A 26234-nucleotide genomic window follows, 5' to 3' on the forward strand; every position below is an offset into this window, starting at 1 on the left:
GAAAGGTCGACTTACGCCGACCTCTCATTATATGAACTACCGAATGAATTACGGTTTTAGGAAAACGGTAAAACCTCCTTTTGCTTTTGTTTGAGCCCCAAATACTCCAATTGCCCCTTTAAGATTGGATCGGGTTTCCTTTAATTCGCCCCCTTGCGCCACTATTTGGTTCAGAAAATCGCTGTAATTAAAATCGACAGCATAGATATCAAAGCGGGTATTTCCGAAATAATTCAACGAAATCCAGGGGAGTAAAGTACTTCGTTGTTCTTTTGGGAGGCCAATTCGATAAACGACTTTCTCCGGTCTGCGAAAATTTATATTCGTTGTATCGCGGATAAAAAATTTCGGGATCATTGCAGCATTTACATCCAGACTCGTTATGGTGGGAAGATAGGTTGCATGATTGTTGCTGCTTGACCATGTAAAATTATACGGTGGGGCAAAAGGATCATATCGTACTGTATCGCCGTTATGAAACGCTGAAGTTTGGATACTGAATGTATCAGGAACAATTGTCATCCCGGTAACAATGCGAACATCCGGCGCGGGTGTTTTAATATACAGTTCGTAGGTTTGTTTTGCTTTAATTATTTTAGTTGAGTCATTGGAATAATATCTTCCCGGATTGAGGGGATCATACACCAGCGTATCAACAAAACTACCGTCGATGCTTTTCACAATCACTGTCGCTCCGGTGATTGCTTGATCTTGTACGACATATTTTTTATCAACTTCACCCGTCCACTGCACTTTTATAGTATCAATGGAACGTCCTTCCTCAAGATATCCATTCACAACAACTTCTTTTTGATAATCAGCAGTTAATGATGATTCTTCGCACGCTACCAGTAACAATGCTCCAGCTGTAATTATTACGTAATATAATTTCATAAAATATTTTTCCTATCAACTAAAATTCAAAATCAAAACCGAATGTCGGAATAATTGGTAATAACTTAACATCGGTAATGTCTGTCGGATTTTTCGAGGTATCAAATTGCTTAAACCAAACATTTCGGCGATTATAAACATTAAATATCTGAAAATACCAACTTCCTCGTAATCCGAACAATGTTGTTTGTTTAGTTACACTAAGATCTAATCGGTGATAAGGGGAGAGTCGCCTGTTATAAAGTTTTCCAGGCAACGTGATGTCAAATGGATTACCAAGCAGATTCACTTGGTATCGTCCAACGCCGAATGTATATGCCTGACCTGTTGCATATGTAAATACGGCGCTGAACTTCCATTTCTCATTCAGTTGATAATTTCCTGCAAAGGTAATATCATTTCGTCGATCATACTTAGGTTGATATTCTTCACCTTTATTCAACGCAGAAAAAGTGCGATGAGTCCAAGCCAACGTATACCCAATAGATCCGGTTATTTGACCGATCCGTTTTTGCAAAAATAGTTCCAACCCATAAGAACGGCCGTTGCCGACATGAAATAAATCCTGAACAGCAGTAGATTGAACGAGTTCGTTTTTAAATTGAAGTACATCAAAATATTTTTTGTAATACGTTTCAATGGAGAGATTGTAGTCCTCAAAATATTTTGTTTCATATCCCAACACAACATCAATAGCTCTACTCGGTTTCATTTTTTCATTAATCGGAACCCAAATATCAAAAGGAGAGAAACCGTTGTCAGTTCCTGCCGGAACGGCATTTAAAAATTGATAATATAAACCGGAAGAAAACTTCAATAATGAATATTCATCAATATTGTATCGCACAGCTAATCGTGGACCGAGATTAGATGCTTTTGATGCATCCTGATATTCAAACCGCAATCCAGATTTCACAACCCACCGTTCATCTAGTGTCCAATCATCTTGAGCATAGAAAGAGATTTGTGCCGGACGTTCTCGAAAAGTATATGGGTCACCATCGCCGCTTTGTTTGTAACCAATATCATATTGTGAATACCAGACACCAAGTTTTATCAAATGATCATTGGATGCAAAAAAATCGACATCGCTTTTGAGTGAAAAATCATCAACACTGTTATCCTGAGAAATTTTAATTCCGCCAAGTGTTGCTCCGATTCCTGCTGCATAGTGACTGAATGATGCTGTGAAGTTAGAAAAGAGCGTTTGGCTATAAACGTGTGTCCATTTAACTGCTCCGGTTTTATTTCCCCAGCGCATATTCAGTTTGACCTCATTGTTTCCCAATGTATACTTAAGGTCATCTTGTCCCAAATATCCAACGAAGGAGAGTTTATCATCTTCTCCGATATCTTGGTTTAATTTTCCATTGGCGTCGTAAAAATAATAGAGCGGCAACGCATCGTTTCCTGTATCCAGATTTGCTGCAGCAATAAATGTATCAAAATATGTTCTCCGTCCCGAAAGGAACCAGGAGCCATTTCCGACAGGACCTTCACCTGTTACGCGAGTGCTTAAAAGACTGATTGAAGCCTTTCCATGTGTTTCAACTCTATCCCCGTCAATATTTGTAACATTCAATACAGAAGAAAGCCTACCACCAAATTCCGCTGGAAATCCCCCTTTCATCATATCAATATCTTTTACCGCATCATTGTTGAACGTGGAAAAAAAACCAAATAAGTGAGAGGGATTATAGACCACCGTACCGTCAAGTAAAATTAAATTTTGATCGGTACTTCCTCCTCGAACATTTAATCCGCTTGAAATTTCAGATGTGGCTTTAATGCCGGGCATTAATTGTAACGCACGAAACACGTCAGCTTCTCCGATAGTGGGGAGGGCAGCAACATCTTTTGCATGCATTTGAATTCTACCAACCTGCGTATTTCTTTTTTCTTCTTCCTTTTCTGCATTAATCACAACTTCGGTTACTTGAATTGATTGATCGGAAAGGAGCACATCTTGAACAATTTTTTTGTTTTGCCGTGTGTCAATGGTAAATGAATAAGATTGGAATCCTAGATTCGAAACAATCACTGTAAATTCCCCCTCGGGGATGTTTGGTATTGCATAATATCCTTCGATATTAGCTGACGTACCTATTTTGAGTTCTTTGATGAGAATATTTGCGTATGGGAGTGATTCTTTATCGGATTTTTCTCTCACAAATCCGCTCAACACCGCTTTCTGTTGACTAAACAATAACGTACCAGAAAGAAAAAAGAGTAACAATAATTTATACATTCATATGCTTTCGATATTTTTCATAAAAATGCTGATAGAAGTATTGTGTTTACGATTGTTGAATGTATTTTGTTGCTTTAAATATTTGTCTATAACACAAACATAATATGCAGAATGGAACGAACAAAAAAAGCCATCCCTTTATCGGATGGCTTTTTTATTACGGGTGCGGAGAGGGAGGGATTCGAACCCTCGATAGCCTTTCGACTATACCAGTTTTCGAGACTGGTGGTTTCAACCACTCACGCCACCTCTCCAGAAGTGGAAGAAATAAAGATTGATCGCGTAAACAAAATCCTAAATTCAATTGGTTAAGGTTGAATTTAGGATTCGAAAATCTGCGGAGAGGGTGGGATTCGAACCCACGGTACCCTTACGGGTACACTACCTTTCCAGGGTAGCCAATTCAACCACTCTTGCACCTCTCCAGATGCTATTGCTTTGTTACATTTTCATCCAACCACTTTCGACCAACACCACTTTTCAAAAACAATTCTCTTTTTCTTGCTTCTGATTTTGTTTGCTATTCTTCAGTATATATTAAAATCCAAGGAATACCACCTTTTGTAAATTTACTTTCACCGTTGTTATGTTGCTTTATCCTAATTTTGAGATCTTCGCAACTTCCCACATAACGTTTTTGAAGTCTATCACTCCAAAGAACATAGACTGTAAACATACTCTCTCTAGCCAATTCTCAGCCAAAGGCTGATGAGCCTCCGGCTCAAACCACTCTTGCACCTCTCCAGATGCTATTGCTTTGTGACATTTAATTTCTACAGTAAAAGGCTGATAAATATTTAGTCCAAACTACTTTTTGCGCTTCACGGTAAAGGAAATTTTTCTGCACAAATATATTAAATTTTTTTTCTACTTCCAACGATTGTTTGACTCTACAGTTTCATTTCTTTACTTTTCAAACATATTTCCTTTCTAAGGAACAAATTCCAGAAAAACTTCGTTACAATCACCAGTCAATTATCACAAGGAGAATACTCATGGCAGTCGCTGTCGGTCAAAAAGCACCAAACTTCACATTAGCAGATGCATATCGTAAACCAGTTTCTCTTTCTGATTATGCCGGAAAGAAAGTTGTCATCTTCTTCTATCCAGGAGCATTCACAGCGGTGTGTGAAAAGGAAATGTGTACCATTCGCGATGCGATGGCGGATTTCAATTCAGGCGGAGCACAGGTTTTAGGGATCAGCGTGGATGCACCTGCAGCAAACAAAGCATTTGCTGATAAAAACGGTTTGAAATTTCCTTTGTTGAGTGATTTCACACGATATATTTCTGCACAATACTGTGGATTGGTTACAAATTTTGGTGGTTTAATCGGATTGACAGCCGCCAACCGCGCTGCGTATGTTGTTGATGGAAATGGAATGGTATCGTATGCTTGGGTATCTGAAAATCCAGGAGTTGAACCTCCTTATGATGAAGTAAAGAAAGCATTATAACGCACATGCCAGAACTCCGAATAGGGAATAAGGCACCTGATTTTGAACTTTCAGGTGGGGATGGGAAGAAATATTCCTTGAGGCAATTTTTTGGAAAAAAAATCGTTCTCTATTTTTATCCACAAGATGATACTGAAACGTGTACCCTTCAAGCGTGCAGTTTCCGGGATCATCTTACTCCGAAAAGAATTTCGGGCGCTGTGCTGATAGGTGTAAGTCCCGACAGTCCTGAATCTCATAAAAAATTTTCTCTGAAATATGGTTTGAACTTCCCATTGCTCAGCGACGAAGATAAAACGGTGATGAAAGCTTACGGTGTGTGGAAACGTAAGGTAATGTTCGGTAAAAAATATATGGGAGTGATCAGATCCACGTTTATTATTAATGAACATGGATTTATTTCACACATTTTTTCACGGGTAAGACTCAAAGGCCACGTGGAGAATATACAAGAGGCGGTTTCTACATAATGGCTACAGTATACGTTTATCGTCGAGCACACTTTAGTGCTTCACACCGTTTGTTCGATCCGAAACTGAATGAGGAACAAAACGCGGAAGTATTCGGAGGTTGCTCTAATCCTAACGGACACGGTCATAATTATCATATTGTCGTGTGCGTCGCCGGCACTCCCGATCCGAAGACGGGATTTGTGGTCGACTTAAAAAAAGTTAAAAATATTCTTCAAGAAAAATTCTTGAACTTTGTTGATCATAAGAATCTCAATGTTGATGTCTCTTTTTTGAGCGGGATCAATCCAACAACGGAAAACATAGCAATCGCTGCCTGGCGACAAATTGCTCCGGACATTACTGAAGGGAAGTTGTATTCCATACGCGTGTTCGAAACTGAGAATAATTTTGCTGAATACAGAGGAGAATAAAGTTGGCTAAAAAAAATTCTTCAAACACTGTTACTGAGAAATTGGGAAAATTGGTTTTTGATCAATTACAACTGATCGGCGAAGATCCAAAGCGAGAAGGATTAATCAAGACCCCTTACCGGGTTGCTAAATCGCTCCAGTTTCTTACAAAGGGTTATCATGACGATGTCAAATCGCTTCTGAATGGCGCAGTCTTCAAAGAAGATTATAACGAAATGGTTATTGTGAAGGACATTGACTATTTTTCAATGTGTGAGCATCACATGCTGCCGTTTTATGGAAAGATCCATATTGCCTACATTCCAAAAGGGAAAATAGTCGGACTGAGCAAAATTCCACGCCTTGTGGATATGTTTGCCCGCAGACTGCAAGTGCAGGAGAGAATGACCCGACAAATTGCCAACACATTGTATGATGTATTGGATCCAGAAGGTGTAGCTGTAGTATGCGAAGGGAAACATATGTGCATGATGATGCGCGGTGTGGAAAAACAACATTCACTGGCAACAACAAGTGCAATGCTGGGAATTTTTCAAGAAAATATTAAAACACGAACTGAATTTTTGACCCTCATAACAAATAAACTTTCATAACCTGTGATTGAATTAGAAAAAAATTATGTTCCGATCGTTTGGGTAACCGGAGCGACTAAAGGAATCGGTCTGGCGATTGCCAATGCATTTGCCAATATTGGATGTAAAATTATATTGACGGGAAGGAATAAATCTCAGTTAGAAATTAATGCGGGTAAGATTATTGACCAAGGTGGTTATGCACTTCCGTTAGTATGCGATGTCACCTCCGAAATAAGCGTTCGAACTGTGATGGCGACGATTACAAAAAAAGTGGGAGGCGTTGACGTCTTGGTGAATAATGCCGGCGTAACGACTTTTGAATCATTTGAGAAAACAACTATTAAAGAGTTCGATCAAATCGTTGATACGAATCTTCGTGGTTATTTTTTATGTACCAAAGCAGTCCTTACCTCCATGTTAAAACAAAAGAAGGGTCACATTTTTAATATTCATTCTGTTTCGGCGATAACAACATTCAATAATTCATCTGTCTATTCCGCATCGAAAGCGGGTGCGCTGGCTCTTTCTAAAGGATTGAGGATGGAAGTTCGGAAACGTGGAATCCGCGTGATTGATGTGCTTCCGGGTGCAGTAGAGACGGAAATGTGGGATAAACCCGTTCGAAAAAAATATCACCACAAAATGCTTCAACCCGATGATGTTGCTGATGCAGTTGTTTCTCTCTATTGCCAACCGCAGCGTATGACAACGGACGAAATTGTATTACGCCCTGTAGAAGGGGACTTATAAATGATATTAAAGGATGCTGTTGCCGTTATCACTGGAGCGAGTAAAGGAATAGGAAGAGCTATTGCACTTTTACTTTCTCAACAAGGTGTAACAGTTGTGCTTGCTGCCCGAAGTTCGGATCTCCTTTCGATGACACAAAAAGAAATTACTGAAGCAGGTGGTAAATCCGTGTCGATTCCTACTGACATTACATCAGAGAATTCAGTTCAAAATCTTGTTTTTGAAACATTAAAACGATATGGTAAAATAGATATCCTTGTTAATAATGCAGGCGTTGGAATTTTTTCGAATGTCATCGACACGAAGATGGAAGAATACGAATCGATGATGAATGTAAATCTGAAAGGGGTTTTCTTATGCAGCCGTGCCGTGCTTCCCACAATGATAAAACAACGCCGCGGGGAAATTATTAACATTGCTTCACTTGCCGGTAAAAATTCGTTTGCTGGCGGATCGGTCTATTCTGCAACAAAATGGGGATTGATCGGATTTGCGAGATCGTTAATGCTTGAAGTGCGTGACTATAATATTCGTGTGGTGACAATTTCCCCCGGATCAGTGAACACTCATTTTGCTGAAAAGGAAAAAGATGAACCACTGATTATTCAACCGGAAGATGTCGCTGAGACAGTGTTGTTTGCACTGACAATGCCTAATAGAGTAAATGTCAGTGAAATTGATATTCGACCCACAATAAAGCCGAGATAATATTCCATTCTTGCTACCGCTTTAAAATACAAAACGCCAAACAACATTATTTTGATGTCCGGCGTTTTTGATTAAAACAATTACTCTTTAATAATTCGTTTTTTGATTTTTCGTTCCATACGGGGAGCGTCGTCATCATCCATATCATCATCCATGGGCATAGCATGTTTTCGCATCATTTGTCCATGCATTTGTTTCGGCATCATGCGAGGATGTTTATTGAGTATTTTTTTCCAGATTTTTTGCTGATCGGCGTTTAATGCTTTATTCTTTTCTGACCATGCATTAATGTGGTTCATTCGGAGTGTTACTTGTTGTGATGCAATTTCGTTCATTTTCTTTTCGATTGCTGCCTTGTCCAGATTATCGGCTCCAATAAGGCGGCGAAGTTCAAGTTTTGCTATCTCGAGTTTTGCTTTCACTTCGATCTGTTTCTTTTGCATATCGAACGTGATTTTTTCAAACTGTTCCTTTTGTGCATCCGAAAGATTGAGATCTTTCATCATCCCTCGTCCTGGGCCGGGCTGGCTCAAAGCGAGCGAAACAGTAAAGATTGTAAGTAACGTGTAGAACATAAATTTGTAGTTCATAACTACCTCGTATATAAATGTGAATAAATTGGGATCAGCGTAACGATGGTGTTTTGACACAACCGTTTGAAGAAAGTTTAACATTGAATTGCATGCAACCTTTATTTATTTTACAGGAAGAAACGTGAAGAATATCCGACTTAACATATATACCGCCCTAACGCTCGCAATATCCTTTTCAGGCTGTGTTGTATATAATCCTATTGCAGAATATTCGAAACAACGATATACTAACGCAATAGCGTATTTTAACACATACTATAATGCACAACGATTATTCAATGATGCCGAAGACGAAGTCTTCAAATCCCGTAGAGATTATTTTGAACGGGGTCAGACGACCAAGGCGTTTGTCGTACCATCATCTGCACGTCAAAAATTTCAAACATCCATCGAAAAAAATTCAAGAGTACTCTCATTCTATGCGGATTCGAAGTGGGTAGACGATGCGTTGTTGATGATTGGCAAAGCATATTTTTATATGGATGATGATGTGAGAGCAGAACGGAAGTTTCAGGAATTAGCAGTGCAGTTTCCCCAAAGCGAGGTAATCTTTGAATCCCAGTTATGGCTGGGCAAAAGTTTGATGCGTCAAAAAAAATATTCTGAAGGTATCAAACAGTTGGAAGAGGTATTCGCAAAAACCATTGATCACGATGAAGAAATTGCCGGACAATCTGCCTTTGAACTTGGTGAACATTATTTTCAATTGGAAGATTATCAACAAGCGGAAAAACAGTATGGCGTTGCTGTGGAACTTGTCGATGACGACGAGACAAAAACACGAATCTATTTTCAAATCGGAAGAAGCTTTAATAGATTAAAAAACAATGAAAAAGCACAGGAAGCGTATCTCAACGCAGCTGCTATCTCGCCGATTTACACGTTTAAATTCCAGGCACAATTGCAATTCTTTAAATCAACCGCACTGCAATTAAAGTATGATGAAGCAATAAACGGCCTCAATGAAATGCTTTCCGATACGAAGAATAAAGAATTTTTCGGAATTGTTCATTTCGAAATTGCTAATGTGTTGATGTTGCAGAATAAAACATCTGAAGCTATCAACAAATATATTTTTGTTGATACTGCCTTTGCACGGACGGATGAAGCAGCTCGATCGTATTACATTCTTGGGAAATATTTTGAAGAAAAGGAATTGAATTATGATTCCGCCCGCACCTTATACAATAAGGCTCGTTCCGAATTTACTAGTTCAGAAATAACAAAAGAAGCAACAGAACGGTCGGACATCTTTAACAAGTATGATATTTTGCAAAAAGATCTTATTCGTTATGACTCACTTTATATTAACGCACTTCTTATGAAGGATCAACAGGATTCTCTTGCGTTAATAAAACAGAGTGATACGACGAGAATAAAGGATTCTGTTTCAGTGAAAGAAGAGCCTAAAGTCAAAAAAATGACAAAAGCCGGCAAAGCAGATCCCAAAAAAGATTCGACAATAGTCATCGATTCAACAAAAATAAAAGATCAATTGGATCGCACAATAACACAACAGAAGATGGTTGATTCACTCTATCGATCTATCATTAGAACTAAATTTGAGTTGGGAGGATTGTTTTATGTCGAAATTCAACAACCGGATTCTGCACTACGCTTGTTTAATGAGGTGGTAAATAAATATTCTGCCAGTGAGTTCGCTCCTCGTGCGTTGTATTCGATCGCGGAAATTCAACGAAGTATTAAACAAAAGCCCAAATCTGAACTTGATTCGTTATATACAAAAATCATTACGTCATATCCTGAATCGCCGTATGCAAATGAAGCACGGAAGAGTTTGGGGCTCCCTCTGGTGGAAGCTCAGAAAGATTCTGCACAAGAGGAATTTGAACAAGCAGAAAAACTTTCCGATTCAAAAAAATATGAATCGGCAATCGTATTATATAAACGAATTTCAGATCAATTCTTAACCTCAACAGTATCGGCTAAATCACTTTTTACGGCAGGCTGGCATTATGAAAATTCGTTGATGAATAACGATAGTGCATATGCCGTGTATAAGCGTGTTATAACAAAATATCCGCTTTCTCAATTTGCAAATTTTGCTCGGCCCAAAGTGACCGAATACGAAAATGAACTGAAACGGATTGAACAAGAAAAACAAAAAATAATTGAGGAACAAAAATTAAAAGAAGAACAGGAAAAAGAAGCCAAATCTCCAAAAACACCAAAAACCGAAACGGCGCCGCAAGATTCCTTACCCACACCGAAAAATAAATTATGAAGCAAGAGATTGTACCCATTCATTCGTTTGAATGTCTTACCACCGAAATTTTAGAACTGACTTTTGTTTCAGAATATCTTGCTGCCACGGCAAAACCTGGACAGTTTATCAATATTCGGGTCGGAGATAATTATCCGTTGCTGCGTAGACCATTCAGTATCTTTAATATCGAAGGAAACAAAATATCCATCGTATTTAATGTGATTGGGACCGGGACAAAAGTACTTGCACGCAAACGGAAAGGTGATATGCTTGATGTGCTTGGACCATGCGGAAATGATTTTCTTTCCTTTACAAACGGAGAATACGATACAGCTATTTTTGTAGCCGGTGGAATTGGCGTTGCTCCTTTTCCAATGTTGACAAAATATTTTCCAATAGACAAGAATGTAGTTACCTATTTAGGTGGTAGGCACAAAGAATTGATTGTTGAGAAGGGATTGAAAAATGTGAAAATCGCCACGGACGATGGAAGTCAAGGAATGAAGGGGACAGTGCTTGATGTAATCAAAGACGATTTTTCTAAAACTGATTATGGCAAAACACGATTTTTTGTTTGCGGCCCAACACGGATGATGAAAGCTATTTCTGATTATGCCCATGAAATCGGATCGCAATGTTATGCCTCACTTGAATGTGATATGGCATGCGGAATTGGTTTGTGTCAAGGATGTAATATTGAAATGAATAGCGGCGATAAAAAATACAGACTGGTCTGCAAAGAGGGGACAATATTTGAAACGCAAACGGTGAAATTATCATGATTGAATCATTCTCGTTAAAAGGTGTGGAATTTAAGAATCGAATTCTTGTTGCTTCCGGTACATTCGGTTACGGGGATGAAGTGCCGGATCTTGTGGATATTTCGCAACTCGGTGGTGTTGTAACAAAATCACTTTCCATGAAACCGCGTGATGGTAATCCAAATCCCCGAATCACCGAAACGGCAAGTGGCATGCTGAATTCCATCGGTCTCGCAAATATCGGCGTTCATAAATTTATAGATGCAAAACTTCCTGTATTGAAAGAGCGAAAAGCAACAGTCATTGCAAATATTGCGGCAAGTAGTGTGGATGAATATTGCAAAGTTCTAGAATTGCTCAATGCACAAGAAGGCGTGCATGGATTTGAAATAAACGTTTCTTGTCCAAACGTAAAGGAAGGGGGATTAAGTTTCGGAACTGATGTGAAACTTGTTTCTCTTATTACAAAAGAACTTCGTCGACGGACAAAAAAACCTCTCATTATCAAGTTAACTCCTAATGTAACACATATCTCCGAATTTGCGCGAGCGTGTGAAACTGAAGGAGCTGATGCGGTATCGGTGATCAATACCGTTATCGGAATGGCTGTCAATATTCATAAACGATCTCCAAAAATTGCAACAACAACTGGTGGACTTTCAGGACCTGCTATTAAACCGATCGCATTGGCAAAAGTATATGAAACTGTGAATGCAGTAAAAATTCCGGTGATCGGAATAGGTGGTATTGCGACATGGGAAGACGCTGTGGAATTTTTCATAGTGGGTGCTTCCTTGGTTCAAATCGGAACGGCTAACTTTATCAATCCTGCAACTGGTGTTTCTGTTGCTGAAGGTGTTAGGCAATTTTGTGAAAAAAATGGGTTGAATGATGTTGGCAAATTAGTAAAATCTCTCCAAACGAATAAAACAATTTCCATAGTAGATTCTTGGTTGTAGTTTCCTTTTCTCAAAAACTTCCCAAATGAATTCAACGTTAACGTTTCTCTATTCGCTTCATAAATTAGGGATGAAATTCGGTTTACGAAACATTCGTGCACTACTCAAATCTGCCGGTAATCCTCATAAGTCATTTCGAACAATTCATGTTGCCGGCACCAATGGAAAAGGATCGACAAGTTCCATGATTGCAGCCATACTCACAGCAGCAGGATATAAAGTCGGTCTCTATACTTCACCTCATTTGGTTACATTCAACGAACGAATACGCATCAACGGGAAAATGATTCCCACAAAGGAAATCGCGCGATATACAGAGCTCTTACGACAACAGATCATCAAACAGAAGACAACATTTTTTGAAGCTACCACCACTATCGCGTTTAAATATTTTGCCGATCAAAAAGTTGATATTGCTGTCATCGAAACTGGATTGGGGGGAAGATTAGATTCGACGAATGTTCTTACCCCTATGGTTTCAATCATCACTTCAATCGGAAAAGATCATACCGAATTATTAGGAAATACGATTTTGTCTATCGCAAAAGAAAAAGCGGGAATCATTAAACGAAATGTTCCAGTTATTATTGGTAATGTTAACTCATCCGCTAAAGCGGTAATCAGCAAGACTGCAAAACAAAAAGGGTCAGTTCTCTTCCAATCTTCAAAATTAAAAATTCCTGCAGATATTGATCTTCAATTAAAAGGAAGGCATCAACATGCAAACGCAAAAGCTGCCATTGGTGCGATTAATATTGTTAGTAGACATTTGCTGATAGGGAATAAAGCGATACGAGAAGGACTGGAACGGACAACGCAATTGTCAGGGCTTCGTGCGCGGTTTGAACTTCGAAAAGGAAGGCCAGATGTGTTATTTGATGTTGCTCATAATCCCGATGGAATCAAGACACTTGTTTCAGAACTAAAAAAATTACCGTACAAACGATTTGTTATTGTTTTTGGTGTAATGAAGGACAAAGATTTTCGTTCAATACTTCAACAGTTCAAAAAGATCAATGTGACGATTATTGCAACAGAACCAAATATTGAGAGAGCGCTACCAGCTGAACAACTTTACTCGATATGTAAAAAAATGAATCTCCGGTGTTTTCATGCATCAAATGTTCATGAAGCGATCGAATTAGGAGAGAGGAAAACGAAGAAAAACAGGTTGCTGGTATTTACTGGTTCTCACTATTTGCTTGGGGAAGTTCTCCAAGCTTTTGAAAAAAAGTCTTGACAATAAACTTGATTTCCTATACTTTGACAATAGAATTAAAGACACATTCCTAATCGGTAATCCACCTACACTATCGTCTCAATCAATAAATCATACTAACTCCAACGCTAATTAACTGTTGTATCGCATTATCTTGATCTTCATCAATAAAAACTATTTATCACTTCTAAGGGGGTAGCCTTCGTTTATGCCTATGGACATTTCTGAACTCAAGTCCAAAAAAATCTCCGATCTCAATAAAATTGCACGCGACCTTGGTCTTTCGGGATACAGTGACCTCCGCAAGCAAGAACTTATCTTCAAAATTCTCGAAGCACAAAGTCAAAAGGATGGACAGACTTTCAGCAAAGGTGTGCTGGAAGTGCTCCCGGACGGATATGGATTCCTTCGATCGGTTGATTATAACTATTTACCGTCACCGGACGATATCTATGTGTCACCTTCACAAATTAAAAAATTTGCATTGCGCACCGGTGATACTGTCAGCGGTCAAGTTCGTCCACCGAAAGATGGGGAACGATTCTTTGCACTGCTTCGTGTAGAAGCAGTAAATGAAGATGAACCAGAGAAAATACGCGAACGTATCTTGTTTGATAACCTGACTCCTTTGTATCCTGAGGAGCGGTTAAAATTAGAGACGGCTCCCGGCGAATATGCTATGCGCGTGTTGGATATGCTTGCTCCGATTGGAAAAGGACAACGCGGAATGATTGTGTCACCCCCTAAAGCGGGTAAAACGATCATGCTCCAGAAGATTGCGAACAGTATTTCCCGAAATCATCCTGAAGTAAAATTGATGATGTTATTGATCGATGAACGTCCCGAAGAAGTAACGGATATGGAGCGAAGTGTTAGTGCGGAAGTTGTCGCCTCTACGTTCGATGAACCACCCGAACGACACGTTCAAGTGGCCGACATGGTGATTGAAAAAGCGAAACGTTTGGTTGAAGCAAAACATGATGTGGTTATTCTGCTGGATAGTATCACGCGTCTTGCACGGGCCCATAACACTGTAACACCACACTCCGGTAAAATTCTTTCCGGCGGTGTTGATGCAATGGCGCTGCATCGGCCTAAACGATTCTTCGGCGCTGCTCGTAATATTGAAGATGGTGGCAGCTTGACGATCATAGCAACTGCTCTGGTGGAAACAGGAAGCAGAATGGATGAAGTGATTTTCGAAGAATTTAAAGGAACTGGCAATAGCGAAATAGTTCTCGATCGGAAATTGTCTGACCGCAGAATTTTTCCTGCAGTTGATGTCAATCGTTCAGGAACACGCCGAGAAGAAATATTACTGGAACCGGATGAATTAAACCGAATTTGGATTCTGCGTAAGTTTATGAGTGATTTCAATCCGGTGGAGGCAATGGAGTTCCTCCTTGAACGATTGAAAGGAACAAAATCGAATAAAGAGTTCTTAAAATCGATGAATAGTTAACACAAAAGCCGTCTTCATGACGGCTTTTTTATTTTGGAACTTCACCTTTTTCGGCGTAAATTTGTCCACTGAAAAGGAATGTAACTATGAAAGAAGTTTTTATTGTTAGTGCATGTCGAACACCGATCGGATCATTCGGCGGAGCATTAAGTTCGCTGACGGCACCGAAGCTTGGCGCAATTGTTATTGAAGAGGCAATCAAACGTGCAAACATTTCGAAAGATTCCATCAACGAAGTCATCATGGGAAATGTGATTCAAGCCGGTGTTGGTCAGGCTCCTGCACGTCAAGCGGCATTGTATGCCGGTCTTCCATCGTCTGTTGAAACATTTACCGTTAATAAAGTCTGCGGTTCTGGATTAAAAGCAATTATGCTTGCAGCGCAATCCATTGCGCTTGGAGATGCAGATATTATTGTTGCCGGCGGAATGGAAAGCATGTCGAACGCGCCGTATCTCATTCCGCAAGCACGCTACGGATATCGTTATGGAAATGGTGAGCTTCAGGATTCACTGATGAAAGATGGATTACAAGATGTCTATCAAAACGTTCCGATGGGAAATTTTGCAGAACAATGTGCAAAGGAATGCAATGTTCCGCGTGATGCACAAGATGAATTTGCGATACTGAGTTATAAAAGGGCACAGGAATCTATCAACACTGGAAGATTCAAAGATGAGATCGTCAAGGTTCCAATAGTAGGGAAGAAAGGTGAAACGACATACGTGGAAGTTGATGAGGAGCCATTTAAAACAAATTTTGATAAGATACCGACCCTTCGTCCTGCGTTTCAAAAAGATGGTACAGTGACGGCTGCAAATTCATCTAAGATTAATGACGGTGCAGCTGCGTTGGTGTTGATGTCCGCAGAAAAAGTAAAATCGCTTGGGATAAAACCAATAGCAAAAATAGTTGCATCTGCTTCGGCAGCAAAAGAACCGAACTGGTTTACAACAGCCCCGGCAGATGTTATTCCAAAAGTGTTAATGAAGGCTGGGTTAAATATTGGAGATATCGACCTTTTTGAAATTAACGAAGCATTTGCTGTGGTTACACTTGTTGTAAATAAAATTATTGGAATCGACATCAATAAAGTGAATGTGAACGGCGGCGCAGTAGCACTTGGTCATCCTATCGGTGCAAGCGGTGCTAGAATCACCGTATCGTTGTTGCATGCACTTCGCCAACGAAATCTTAAACGTGGAATGGCCGCCATTTGTATCGGCGGAGGTGAAGCAAGCGGATTGATCGTTGAATTACTGTCATGATGTAATGTAGGATAATCTTATGGCTATTAACAAAATCACTGTCATTGGTTCCGGTACAATGGGAAATGGAATTGCCCATGTTTTTGCACAATACAATTATAGCGTAACACTGAATGACATTAAGCAGGATTTTCTTGATCGCGGATTAAAAACAATTTCTTCCAATCTCGATCGTCAAGTAAAAAAAGGAACATTAACCGAAGAGCAAAAATTGAAGACTCTTGCAAACATCAAGACTTCACTTGTTTTGGCTGATGCAGTGAAAGGCGCGGACATCATCATCGAAGCCGCTACGGAAAATAAAAACATCAAGTTTGATATTTTCCGCACTATTGATGCAAACGCTCCAGCACATGCGATTCTGGCAACAAACACTTCTTCAATTTCAATCACCGAAATTGGTGCAGTGACGAAACGTCCATCACAGGTGATTGGAATGCATTTCATGAATCCTGTTCCGGTGATGAAACTTGTTGAAGTGATTCGAGGACTTGCAACTTCCAATGAAACATATACTTCTGTTAAGCAATTATCAGAAGCTGTGGAAAAAGTCCCTGTAGAAGTGAATGATTATCCCGGTTTTATTTCTAACAGAATTCTTCTTCCAATGTTGAACGAAGCGATGTACTGTGTTATGGAAGGTGTTGCCGCACCCGAATCGATTGATACTGTAATGAAACTCGGCATGAACCATCCGATGGGTCCGTTGACGCTAGCAGATTTTATAGGATTGGATGTCTGTCTTTCAATTATGAACGTACTGTATGATGGACTTGGCGATTCGAAATATCGTCCATGTCCATTGTTAAAAAAGATGGTCGCCGCAGGTCACCTCGGAAGAAAAAGCGGGAAAGGTTTTTACGACTATACTGTTCAGAAATAACACATTCAAATAATACCAACGCTGTATTATAACCACGGTGTTGTCATCCTCATTATCGCACAACTTAAAACATAAGAAAGTGATATGAACTTCGAACTGAATGAAACCCACAAAATGATCCAAGAAACTGCGCGCCAATTTGCGCATGTTGAACTTGCCCCTTCCGCTGATGAGCGGGACGAAAAAGAACTCTTTCCTCACGAACAAATTAAAAAACTCGGCGAGCTCGGATTTATGGGAATGATGGTTCCCGAACAGTACGGCGGTGCCGGTCTTGACACGCTCAGCTACGTTATTGCGATCGAAGAGATTTCTAAATTGGATGCCTCTTGCGGTGTGATCATGTCCGTGAATAATTCTCTTGTCTGTTATGGATTGACCAAACACGGAACAGAAGAGCAAAAACAAAAATTTCTTATTCCGCTTGCTACAGGAAAAAAACTGGGCGCATTTGCCCTTTCGGAACCGGAAGCGGGTAGCGATGCAACAAATCAACATACCACAGCAACGCGGGACGGTGATCATTACGTACTGAACGGAATAAAAAATTGGATTACGAATGGCGTGAATGCGGATTATGTCATTGTCATTGCACAAACAGATCCGTCAAAAGGACACAAAGGAATTTCGGCATTTATCGTGGAAAAAGGAATGCCGGGCTTCTCCCATGGAAAAAAAGAACGCAAACTTGGGATTCGAAGTTCTGATACTGTTTCGTTGACGTTTGAAAATGTTCGCGTTCCTAAAGAAAATATGATTGGGGAAGAAGGATTCGGATTTAAATTTGCAATGATGACGTTAGAAGGTGGAAGAATTGGCATTGCTGCGCAAGCGCTTGGCATTGCACAAGGATGTTTAGATGCTTCGCTGAATTATTCAAAGCAACGAAAGGCATTCGGCAAACCAATTTCGGAATTGCAAACGATTCAATTCAAACTCGCCGATATGGCAACCGATATCGAAGCAGCTCGGTTATTAACATATCAAGCAGCAGTATTGAAAGAATCAGGACAACCATTTGCAAAACAAGCCGCGATGGCAAAACTGTGGACATCCAAAACTGCGGTGAAAAGTGCACTAGAAGCAATTCAAATACATGGCGGTTATGGTTACGTTCGCGAATACAATGTTGAACGGTATCTTCGAGATGCAAAAATTACGGAAATTTATGAAGGAACTTCGGAGATTCAACACATTGTTATATCCCGTACACTGTTGAAAGATTAAGCCAATGAGTTTCTTTGGCATTTTTCGACTATATTATTCAGCATAACAGGAGAAAAAATGAAAAAAGGGTTAATTGTTCTTTTAGTAATCGTCGGAGTTATTATTCTTGGGGTGATGTGGGGTATCGGGAAATATAACGGCATAGTGAAATTAGATGAAGGTGTCAACGAAGGTTGGGCTCAAGTTCAAAACCAGTATCAACGAAGAATGGATCTTATCCCGAATCTTGTTGCGACAGTTCAAGGTGTAGCAAATTTTGAAAAATCAACGCTGCAGGCTGTTATCGAAGCCCGGGCAAAAGCTACACAAGTAACATTGTCTCCGCAACTCTTAAATGATCCGCAGGCATTCCAAAAATTTGAACAATCACAAGGTCAACTCTCTTCGGCTTTGTCAAGACTTCTCGTCACCGTTGAACAATATCCGAATCTTAAAGCAAATGAAAACTTCCTACAGTTACAATCCCAGCTGGAAGGGACAGAAAATCGTATATCCGTTGAACGGAAACGATTCAATGAAGTAGTTCAATACTATAATTCACATATCCGACAGATTCCCAATAATATGATCGCTTCATTTGGCGGATTCCAGCAAAAACAATACTTCCAAGCTCAAGCAGGAGCTGAAACTGCACCGAAAGTGCAGTTCTAAAGGATATGAAAAATTATTTCATAGCGCAAAGAAGCAGATCAACAGTATTTCTAACGCTTCTTTGCGTTTTCCTTTTTGGAACTGTTGCTGCCCAAGTTGAAATTCCTTCCATCGTTGATCCTGTTTCCGATCTTACCAACACCCTCGATAATATTGAATACACAAAACTTCGAAAACAAATTATTCAATTCGAGGACAGTACTTCAAACCAACTAGTTGTATTAATGATTCCAACGCTCGGAGAAAATGAAATCCGTGATTTTGGAATCAAGACATTGGAAAAGAATAAAATCGGGCAAAAGGGAAAAGACAATGGTATTCTGTTGCTGATTGCAAAAGACGATCGCAAAATTTCTATTGAAGTCGGTTACGGTCTGGAAGGTGTCTTGACTGACGCACTGTGTGATCAAATTATTCGCAATAATATTAAACCGCAATTTCGAGATGGAAATTATTTTAAAGGAATTTCACTTGCAATAGAATCTATTACGCTGGTGACACGAGGTGAATATTCCGGAGAGACAAAAAGAAGCAAGGAAGAGAGTAGTTGGTTTGGTGTTATCATTATTTTCATTGTCATTCTGTTTTCAATTATTTCCGGTTTTCGCAGAAGACAGTATGGAATTACATCCAGAGGATCACACAACAATTGGTGGGGTGGCGGTGGATTCGGTTCTGGAGGCGGATTTGGTTCGTTTGGCGGTGGTGGTGGAGGTGGCGGTTGGTCAGCAGGCGGTGGAAGTTTCGGCGGTGGCGGAGCCAGCGGTTCGTGGTAATTCGAGATTCTCAAAAAATATTAAAAGATAGAAAAGATTATAATGCTGATTTTATTAAAAACTGATGCAACGACTCAAGAAATAAAATCTGTTACAGACAAAGTTAAGGAATTAGGATTTACCCCTCACGAAATTCCGGGTGTTCAACGTGTTGCCATCGGAATCACAGGCAACAAGGCAAAAGTTTCTGCAGATAATTTTCTTGTTCTGCCAGGTGTCGTTGATGTTATTTCTGTCTCAAAACCATTCAAACTTGTAGGAAGAGATTTTAAACCGGAAAATACGATTGTAGATGTTGGCGGTGTGAAGTTCGGCGGAAACGAAATACAAGTGATTGCTGGTCCGTGTTCTGTTGAAAGCCGTGAACAGATTTTGGAGATTGCAGAACTCGTTAAAGATTCCGGCGCAAAATTATTGCGAGGCGGCGCTTTTAAACCAAGAAGTTCACCCTATGCCTTTCAGGGATTAAAACTGGAAGGACTTGAGTATCTAAAAGAAGCGGGTGAAAAGACAGGATTAAAAATCGTCACTGAAGTAAAGGATACAGAAACGCTTGAGGCTGTTGCAGAATATTCCGATCTGTTGCAAATTGGTGCGCGCAACATGTATAATTTTTCGTTGTTGGAAAAAATCGGCGAATTAAAAAAACCTGTACTATTGAAGCGGGGATTCTCCTCCACTATTGAAGAATTATTAATGGCTGCAGAATATATAGTCTCCCGTGGAAATTATAATGTGATATTGTGTGAACGTGGTATTCGTACGTTTGAAACCTATACACGCAATACACTTGATCTAAATTGTGTACCGTTAATTAAGAAATTATCACATTTACCGATCATTGTCGATCCAAGTCATGGAACAGGTGCATGGGATTTGGTTTCCCCGTTAGCGCAGGCTTCTCTCGTCGCCGGCGCGGACGGTTTAATGATAGAAGTTCATTCACATCCTGAAAAAGCTCTTTCGGATGGTTATCAATCATTGACTCCGAAATCTTACGTGAAAATGATGTCGCAATTAAAACGATACGAATCCATACTTGAACGAACCATCGCTTAGGAGCTTCTTATGAGTTTCTTTACCAAAAATATTCTTACCAAAGATGAGATGGATCAGATTGCGGCAAAAATTGCTGACATAGAAAAAGAGACAATCGGAGAAGTTCGTGTGAGCGTTCATAAATCTCGCTCAATAAAAAATAGAAATCTTTCCCTGTACGATCTCGCGGTGCAGAACTTTTTTGAACTCGGGATGGAAAAGACAAAGGATAAAACGGGAGTATTGATCTATCTGCTGATGAGCGACAAGAAATTTCAGATTATCGGCGATGAAGGCATCAATAAAAAAGTTTCAAAGGAGTTTTGGGATATAATGGCAATGAAAGTCGCTGAATATTTTCGTCAAAGTAAGTTTGTTGAAGGCATTTGTTATGCCATCGACGAAGTTGGGAAAATATTAAAAAAAGAATTTCCGATGAAAGCAGGGGATACAAACGAACTTTCAAACGATGTCGTGGTGTCGTAATATGAAATATACCATTGCTGTAGCACAGATTGATTCAACCGTTGGTAATCTTGAAAAAAATATTGCCCATCATGTTTCCTATGTAAAAAAAGCTATTGCTAAAAAAATTAATATCATCGTCTTCCCCGAATTAAGTCTGACAGGTTATTCCGTGAAAGATTTGAATTGGGATCTTGCATTACGAGCAGAACCAAACAAATATTTTTCCGAACTGTTAAAACTTTCCAAGCAGATCACCATTATAGCCGGCGCTGTTGAGGAAGCAAAGAATTTTGGCATCTACAATTCCGCCTTTGTATTTGAAGATGGAAAAATCTATAGTGCTCACCGAAAAAATTACCCGCCGACATACGGAATGTTTGAAGAGATGCGATATTTCAGTCAAGGAAAAGAAGTCTCTGTCTTCGATTCGAAATATGGAAAACTTGGCATTCTCATCTGTGAGGATATGTGGCACATGGCTCTTCCGTATATTTTGGCACATGACGGAGCCAATATTATCATCAGTTTAACAGCAAGCCCAACCCGACTATCAGGATCATCAGAAGAACTCACCAGTGCTTCCGTGAATCATGAACAACATCGAGCATATGCCCGACTTCTTTCCACCTATGTCGTATTTGCAAACAGAGTCGGAATTGAAGATGGAGTGAATTTTTGGGGTGGTTCACAGATTGTTGGCCCGAATGGAGATGCAATTGTGAACGGGAAGTTATTTGAAGAAGATTTAGTCACTGCAACAATTGATGATAATGAGATTCGGAGGGCCCGCAGGTTTTCACGACATTTCATCGATGATTCACCGGAATTTACTATCCACCAGCTAAAAAACTCTTTGAAACGAAACTCTTAGTGAGTATTTTTGCAATCATAAACTAATTAACGAGGCAATTGTATGACCACTGAATATAAAGAACCGGGACCGGTTCTTGATCACGACAATCCATTTGAATCAATGATGCAGCGCTTTGATAAAGCGGCAGAAATTTTACAATTGGAAAAAGGGGTGTATGAATATTTAAAGACACCTGTTAAACAAGTTACTGTTTCCATCCCTATTCAAATGGACAACGGACAAGTGGAAATTTTTGAAGGTCACCGTGTCATTCACAATGACATTCTCGGACCGTCGAAAGGAGGCATCAGATATGCACCAGATGTTCATATCGATGAAGTGAAAGCATTGGCGGCATGGATGACATGGAAATGCGCGTTGTTGAATGTTCCATTCGGTGGTGCGAAGGGGGGAGTGAGATGCGATCCGACAAAACTTACTCAAGTTGAATTGGAAAAAATTACACGGCGTTACACAGCAAATATGATGGACGTATTTGGTGATGACAAAGATATTCCTGCACCTGATATGGGAACGAATGAACAGACAATGGCATGGCTGATGGACACATATTCCATGCACATGCGGAAAACGGTCAGCGGTGTAGTTACTGGCAAACCGTTGCTCATCGGCGGATCACTTGGTCGCCGCGAAGCAACCGGCAGAGGTGTGATGATTGTAACACTCGGCGCAATGGAAAAATTGGGGATGAAACCGAAAGATACTTCCGTTGTAGTTCAAGGATTCGGAAATGTCGGTTCAATTTCTGCTCAGTTGATGAAAATGCAAGGCTGCAAAGTTGTTGGCCTTTCTGATATAACCGGTGGATATTTCAATAAGCGTGGTATTGATGTTGAAAAAGCACTTGAACATGTTGCGAAAAATAAAACGCTTGGCGGTTTTGACGGAGCTGAGAAGATTACACAATCAGAAGTATTGGAACTTGACTGCGATGTATTGATTCCGGCTGCAAAAGAAGATCAGATCACTCCAGCCAATGCTTCAAAAATTAAAGCAAAGATCATTTCCGAGGGTGCCAACGGACCTACGACGGCAAAAGCTGATCCAATTTTGAATGATCGCGGAATTATCGTTATTCCAGATATTTTAGCAAATGCCGGCGGAGTTACCGTATCCTATTTTGAATGGGTACAGGATCGCGTTGGATATTTCTGGTCGCTGGATCGCGTCAATCGTAGATTGGAACGAATGATGAAAGCATCATTTGATAATGTGTATGAAACAGCAGCAAAACACCAAGTACCGCTCCGTATTGGTGCATATATTGTCGCAATCGATAGAGTTGCAAGAACATTAAAGATTCGCGGAATCTACGCATAATGAACAAATTGTTGCGGAACATAACGGTGATACTGGTAATATTTTCAATGTGTTCTGCGACGGGAAATGAACCTTCTCATTCAGATCGTGAGATATTGTTTCGACTTTGCGATTCAACAATGCAAGCTGTTGCGTCAATGGAGTTGCAGCAATTTCATTCAGTGAGATTACTATCCACGAATGATCAGAATACGACATATTTTCAAACTCAATTCATTCAAGGATTAGTTTCACGGAACATTCCTCTGTTTGTGGAGAAAGATTCTTCCGAGACGACTCTCGAACTAACCGTTCGGGAGTCGTCTGTTTTATATAGTGAGCTGTTTACCGATTCTTTTTTGGGTTCACGAAAAACAGAGAGAACGGTTGCTTTCAGCATAGTTGCATCTCTTATTTCTCACATGAATGGTAAAGTACTCTGGTCCAAAGCATTTTCATCATCGTTTGTAGATACGGTACTATATTCAGAGATAGAACAGTTACACGACGGATCAATTCCATTGACAAAAAATCGAGTGCCGACCCTTTCATTCTTCGATTCAATTTTGGAACCTGCAATTGTGACAATCGCATCAGGTGTCGCGATTTATCTTTTCTTTACCATTCGAAGTTAATTCCCGACAACATCATTGAAAAACAATTATTCAAAAGCAATTTTTGGAATTACTGCTGTTACGCTTCTCATCATTGCAGAAGTTATCTTGTTGTCCATCGAACGGAAGATATCAATTCCTATCGTTGGAGGAAAAATTGACACAACCTACTCTGTTCAGTTTCTCGCTTTTGGAGATGTGAATTTAGGTCGAACCGTTGGTCAAAAAATTCTAAAAATTAGTCCTCAATATCCTTTCGAACGATATTCCATTTCACAGGACTCTGCAGATATCGTTTTTGCCAACTTGGAAAGCCAAATCTCTGATCAAAAAGGAGAGACGGGGCATCCAAAATTCAATTTGATTTTCACCGCTCCGCCCGAAGCCATTGCCACGTTGCAGCAATCGGGAATTGATATCGTCTCAACGGCAAATAATCATGCATTGGACTATGGTATTGCCGCACTGGAAGAGACAATCGATCGCCTTCAACATTCGAACATTCCGTTCGTAGGAACGTCTAAACGGAAGGAAAATCTGTTTCGACCGTTGATTTTCGAGAAAAACAAGATAAAATTCGCTATCTTTGCTGTATCAGCCTTCGTCAACATGACGTTTAAAGACTGGCGAAATTATCTTGCCACACCGGATACAGTTCGATTATTGAAAGAAATTACTTCAGTGAAAGATTCGGTGGATGTTGTTATCATGAGTTATCACGGCGGTGTTGAATATATTGATCGACCTGTACAAAAAGTGAAAGATTTTGCTAATTGGTCTGCAGATCATGGAGTAGATATCTTTCTAGGACATCACCCGCATGTAACACACGGCATTGCAAAAAGAGGGAAGAGTTTCATCGTTCATTCTTTAGGAAATTTTGTTTTTTTTCAGCCGCAGCATTATTGGACACAGCGGAGTTATGGAGTAAAATTTCTCATTGAGAAAAAAGATAGCGTAACAAACATTCAAATAACAAAACTTCTACCGGTAAATGTTTCTATGCGAACAGAACGGTTGAAGGATTCTACAGAGCGCAGTAAGTTGATCCAACGGACACAAAAATTATCAAATATTGATCTATCATCATATTGGAATTAACGTGAGAAAAGCTTTTTCTTTTATTGTAACAATTTTTCTTTCCCTATACATTATTTCTTGCTCATCATCAGAAGAAATCATTATTCTTCCGGTCGAAGAACATTTTGTCAGAGCGAAAGCGATGTTTGACAATGATGATTATCTTGAAGCAATTGAAGATTTTAAAATTATCACTGTGCAATTTCAAGGAAGTGAATTTGGCGATGACGCACAATACTATCTTGCCGAATGCCGATTTCGCAGAGAAGAGTTTATTCTCGCTGCCGCAGAATATGATAATCTGGTAAGATTAATGCCTGGAAGTCCGTTTGCACCTGCTGCACGGTATAAGAGAGCTGAATCGTATTATCAACTCTCCCCAAAATCACAATTGGATCAAAAATATACGCGTTATGCTCTTGATAACTTTCAAACTTATATAGAATTTTCACCCACGGATAGTTTAGTACAAGACGCTGAAAGAAAAATTGAAGAATTGACTTTAAAATTGTCGAAAAAAATGTTCGATGGCGGAAAGTTATACTACAGAATGGAATATTACAAAGCGGCCGTCTCTTATTTTGACAAATTAATTCAAGATTACCACGATTCGCCGTATGTAGATGATGGAATGTTTTGGAAAGCAAAATGTCAAAATGAACGGAAGGATTTTTCCGGCGCAAATCAAACACTCGTTGAGTTAGTTACGAAATTCCCTGCAACCGATCTTCTCAAAGAGATCGATGAGTTACAAAAGGAAATTGATGCGGATAAACTTGAATATGATGAAGACCAACAGAAACGTCAATTGAGCATATCTGAATGAGTGCAGAACTTCCATTGCAACAACATCAGGCGGGCATGACTCAGTTGGTTCTGCCAAATGATACTAACCAGTTAGGTAATTTACTGGGTGGACAGTTAATGCATTGGATTGATCTTGTGGCAGCTATTGCTGCGGCACGTCATTCAAAAAGAATCTGTGTCACTGCGTCGGTGGATGATCTCAATTTTCTTCATCCTATTAAGATCGGCGAAGTCGTTACATTACTTGCTTCTATCAACAGAGTCTTTCGAACATCGATGGAAGTAGGAGTCAAAGTCCTTTCAGAAAATCTTTTAACAGGAAACATAAAGCACGCGAATACTGCATACCTTACGTTTGTAGCGTTAGATGAAAATAGTAAACCGATTCAGGTACCACAGGTAACAATTGCGTCTGAAGAAGAACAAAGGCGTTTTGACGATGCACTTCACCGCAGAGACCTTCGTTTGTCACGCAGGAAAAAAATACTCAACTAAATCTTACAATTGTGA

At 39.8% G+C, this 26234-nt stretch carries 28 protein-coding genes and 2 tRNA genes; 24 read left to right on the plus strand and 6 right to left on the minus strand.

Translation table 11 applies throughout. The features are described from left to right. Positions 1–48 precede the first annotated feature (48 nt). From WDA22_05795 to WDA22_05815, 5 genes are all read right to left on the minus strand, one after another. Positions 49–894 carry a DUF4249 family protein gene (locus WDA22_05795; protein MFA5832973.1) on the minus strand — a complete coding sequence of 282 codons (846 nt, stop codon included), beginning with the start codon at positions 892–894 and terminating at the stop codon, positions 49–51. Between the two features lie 19 nt (positions 895–913). Further along, positions 914–3142, minus strand: a complete 2229-nt coding sequence (locus WDA22_05800; protein ID MFA5832974.1) for a TonB-dependent receptor — start codon at positions 3140–3142, stop codon at positions 914–916. Positions 3143–3311: 169 nt separating this feature from the next. Next, positions 3312–3399, minus strand: a tRNA-Ser gene (locus WDA22_05805). 84 nt (positions 3400–3483) lie between these two features. Further along, positions 3484–3570: transfer RNA gene (locus WDA22_05810), tRNA-Ser, on the minus strand. 95 nt (positions 3571–3665) lie between these two features. After that, positions 3666–3821: a GIY-YIG nuclease family protein gene (locus tag WDA22_05815; GenBank protein MFA5832975.1), complete on the minus strand. Its 156-nt coding sequence runs from the start codon at positions 3819–3821 to the stop codon at positions 3666–3668. A 319-nt stretch (positions 3822–4140) separates the two neighbouring features. Between WDA22_05815 and WDA22_05820 the strand changes: the two genes are divergently transcribed. From WDA22_05820 to WDA22_05845, 6 genes are read left to right on the plus strand one after another with little or no spacing between them, the layout of a single operon-like run. Then, positions 4141–4602: a redoxin domain-containing protein gene (locus WDA22_05820; GenBank protein MFA5832976.1), complete on the plus strand. Its 462-nt coding sequence runs from the start codon at positions 4141–4143 to the stop codon at positions 4600–4602. 5 nt (positions 4603–4607) lie between these two features. Then, entirely contained in the window at positions 4608–5072 is a 465-nt protein-coding gene (bcp, locus tag WDA22_05825; GenBank protein ID MFA5832977.1) for a thioredoxin-dependent thiol peroxidase, read from the plus strand. Further along, the gene (locus tag WDA22_05830) at positions 5072–5485 is read left to right on the plus strand and encodes a 6-carboxytetrahydropterin synthase (protein MFA5832978.1); all 414 of its coding nucleotides are present in this window, start codon (positions 5072–5074) and stop codon (positions 5483–5485) included. The genes bcp and WDA22_05830 overlap by 1 nt, the downstream gene beginning before the upstream one ends. 2 nt (positions 5486–5487) lie before the next feature. Then, entirely contained in the window at positions 5488–6078 is a 591-nt protein-coding gene (gene folE / locus WDA22_05835) for a GTP cyclohydrolase I FolE (protein MFA5832979.1), read from the plus strand. A gap of 3 nt (positions 6079–6081) precedes the next feature. After that, a complete protein-coding gene (locus WDA22_05840) occupies positions 6082–6810 on the plus strand; it encodes an SDR family oxidoreductase (GenBank protein MFA5832980.1) in 729 nt (242 codons plus the stop codon). Continuing rightward, entirely contained in the window at positions 6811–7518 is a 708-nt protein-coding gene (locus tag WDA22_05845) for an SDR family NAD(P)-dependent oxidoreductase (GenBank protein ID MFA5832981.1), read from the plus strand. Between the two features lie 80 nt (positions 7519–7598). Here WDA22_05845 and WDA22_05850 read toward each other — a convergent pair whose 3' ends face one another. Beyond that, positions 7599–8108 carry a periplasmic heavy metal sensor gene (locus tag WDA22_05850; GenBank protein ID MFA5832982.1) on the minus strand — a complete coding sequence of 170 codons (510 nt, stop codon included), beginning with the start codon at positions 8106–8108 and terminating at the stop codon, positions 7599–7601. Between the two features lie 124 nt (positions 8109–8232). Here WDA22_05850 and WDA22_05855 point away from each other — a divergent pair, with 124 nt between their 5' ends. The 18 genes from WDA22_05855 (at position 8233) to WDA22_05940 (ending at position 26219) form a co-directional block, all read left to right on the plus strand. Beyond that, the gene (locus WDA22_05855) at positions 8233–10356 is read left to right on the plus strand and encodes a tetratricopeptide repeat protein (GenBank protein ID MFA5832983.1); all 2124 of its coding nucleotides are present in this window, start codon (positions 8233–8235) and stop codon (positions 10354–10356) included. Beyond that, positions 10353–11120: a dihydroorotate dehydrogenase electron transfer subunit gene (locus WDA22_05860; GenBank protein ID MFA5832984.1), complete on the plus strand. Its 768-nt coding sequence runs from the start codon at positions 10353–10355 to the stop codon at positions 11118–11120. The genes WDA22_05855 and WDA22_05860 overlap by 4 nt, the downstream gene beginning before the upstream one ends. Further along, positions 11117–12058: a dihydroorotate dehydrogenase gene (locus WDA22_05865; protein MFA5832985.1), complete on the plus strand. Its 942-nt coding sequence runs from the start codon at positions 11117–11119 to the stop codon at positions 12056–12058. The genes WDA22_05860 and WDA22_05865 overlap by 4 nt, the downstream gene beginning before the upstream one ends. Before the next feature lie 25 nt (positions 12059–12083). Beyond that, positions 12084–13298 carry a folylpolyglutamate synthase/dihydrofolate synthase family protein gene (locus tag WDA22_05870; protein ID MFA5832986.1) on the plus strand — a complete coding sequence of 405 codons (1215 nt, stop codon included), beginning with the start codon at positions 12084–12086 and terminating at the stop codon, positions 13296–13298. 193 nt (positions 13299–13491) lie between these two features. Then, positions 13492–14739, plus strand: a complete 1248-nt coding sequence (gene rho / locus WDA22_05875) for a transcription termination factor Rho (protein MFA5832987.1) — start codon at positions 13492–13494, stop codon at positions 14737–14739. Between the two features lie 86 nt (positions 14740–14825). Then, positions 14826–16007, plus strand: coding sequence for an acetyl-CoA C-acetyltransferase (locus tag WDA22_05880; protein ID MFA5832988.1), 1182 nt, complete (start codon positions 14826–14828; stop codon positions 16005–16007). Positions 16008–16026: 19 nt separating this feature from the next. After that, positions 16027–16890: a 3-hydroxybutyryl-CoA dehydrogenase gene (locus WDA22_05885; protein MFA5832989.1), complete on the plus strand. Its 864-nt coding sequence runs from the start codon at positions 16027–16029 to the stop codon at positions 16888–16890. Positions 16891–16974: 84 nt separating this feature from the next. Then, positions 16975–18117, plus strand: a complete 1143-nt coding sequence (locus tag WDA22_05890) for an acyl-CoA dehydrogenase (GenBank protein ID MFA5832990.1) — start codon at positions 16975–16977, stop codon at positions 18115–18117. 57 nt (positions 18118–18174) lie between these two features. After that, entirely contained in the window at positions 18175–18768 is a 594-nt protein-coding gene (locus WDA22_05895) for a LemA family protein (GenBank protein ID MFA5832991.1), read from the plus strand. A 5-nt stretch (positions 18769–18773) separates the two neighbouring features. Next, positions 18774–19544, plus strand: coding sequence for a TPM domain-containing protein (locus WDA22_05900; protein MFA5832992.1), 771 nt, complete (start codon positions 18774–18776; stop codon positions 19542–19544). 42 nt (positions 19545–19586) lie between these two features. After that, positions 19587–20603 (plus strand): 3-deoxy-7-phosphoheptulonate synthase, encoded by a 1017-nt coding sequence (gene aroF, locus WDA22_05905; protein ID MFA5832993.1) that lies wholly within the window; start codon positions 19587–19589, stop codon positions 20601–20603. A 9-nt stretch (positions 20604–20612) separates the two neighbouring features. After that, a complete protein-coding gene (locus tag WDA22_05910) occupies positions 20613–21068 on the plus strand; it encodes a TPM domain-containing protein (GenBank protein MFA5832994.1) in 456 nt (151 codons plus the stop codon). Position 21069: 1 nt separating this feature from the next. After that, a complete protein-coding gene (locus WDA22_05915; GenBank protein MFA5832995.1) occupies positions 21070–21921 on the plus strand; it encodes a nitrilase-related carbon-nitrogen hydrolase in 852 nt (283 codons plus the stop codon). Positions 21922–21963: 42 nt separating this feature from the next. After that, a complete protein-coding gene (locus WDA22_05920; GenBank protein ID MFA5832996.1) occupies positions 21964–23244 on the plus strand; it encodes a Glu/Leu/Phe/Val dehydrogenase in 1281 nt (426 codons plus the stop codon). Then, positions 23244–23858 carry a hypothetical protein gene (locus WDA22_05925; GenBank protein ID MFA5832997.1) on the plus strand — a complete coding sequence of 205 codons (615 nt, stop codon included), beginning with the start codon at positions 23244–23246 and terminating at the stop codon, positions 23856–23858. Before WDA22_05920 ends, WDA22_05925 begins: the two co-directional genes overlap by 1 nt. A gap of 15 nt (positions 23859–23873) precedes the next feature. After that, on the plus strand, positions 23874–24938 hold the full coding sequence (locus WDA22_05930; GenBank protein MFA5832998.1) for a CapA family protein: 1065 nt from the start codon (positions 23874–23876) through the stop codon (positions 24936–24938). A gap of 1 nt (position 24939) precedes the next feature. Continuing rightward, positions 24940–25743 (plus strand): outer membrane protein assembly factor BamD, encoded by an 804-nt coding sequence (gene bamD, locus WDA22_05935; protein MFA5832999.1) that lies wholly within the window; start codon positions 24940–24942, stop codon positions 25741–25743. Beyond that, the gene (locus WDA22_05940; protein MFA5833000.1) at positions 25740–26219 is read left to right on the plus strand and encodes an acyl-CoA thioesterase; all 480 of its coding nucleotides are present in this window, start codon (positions 25740–25742) and stop codon (positions 26217–26219) included. The genes bamD and WDA22_05940 overlap by 4 nt, the downstream gene beginning before the upstream one ends. Positions 26220–26234: the final 15 nt, after the last annotated feature.

This window comes from Bacteroidota bacterium (assembly GCA_041658205.1).
Classification (GTDB): Bacteria; Bacteroidota; Ignavibacteria; order UBA10030; family UBA8401; genus UBA8401.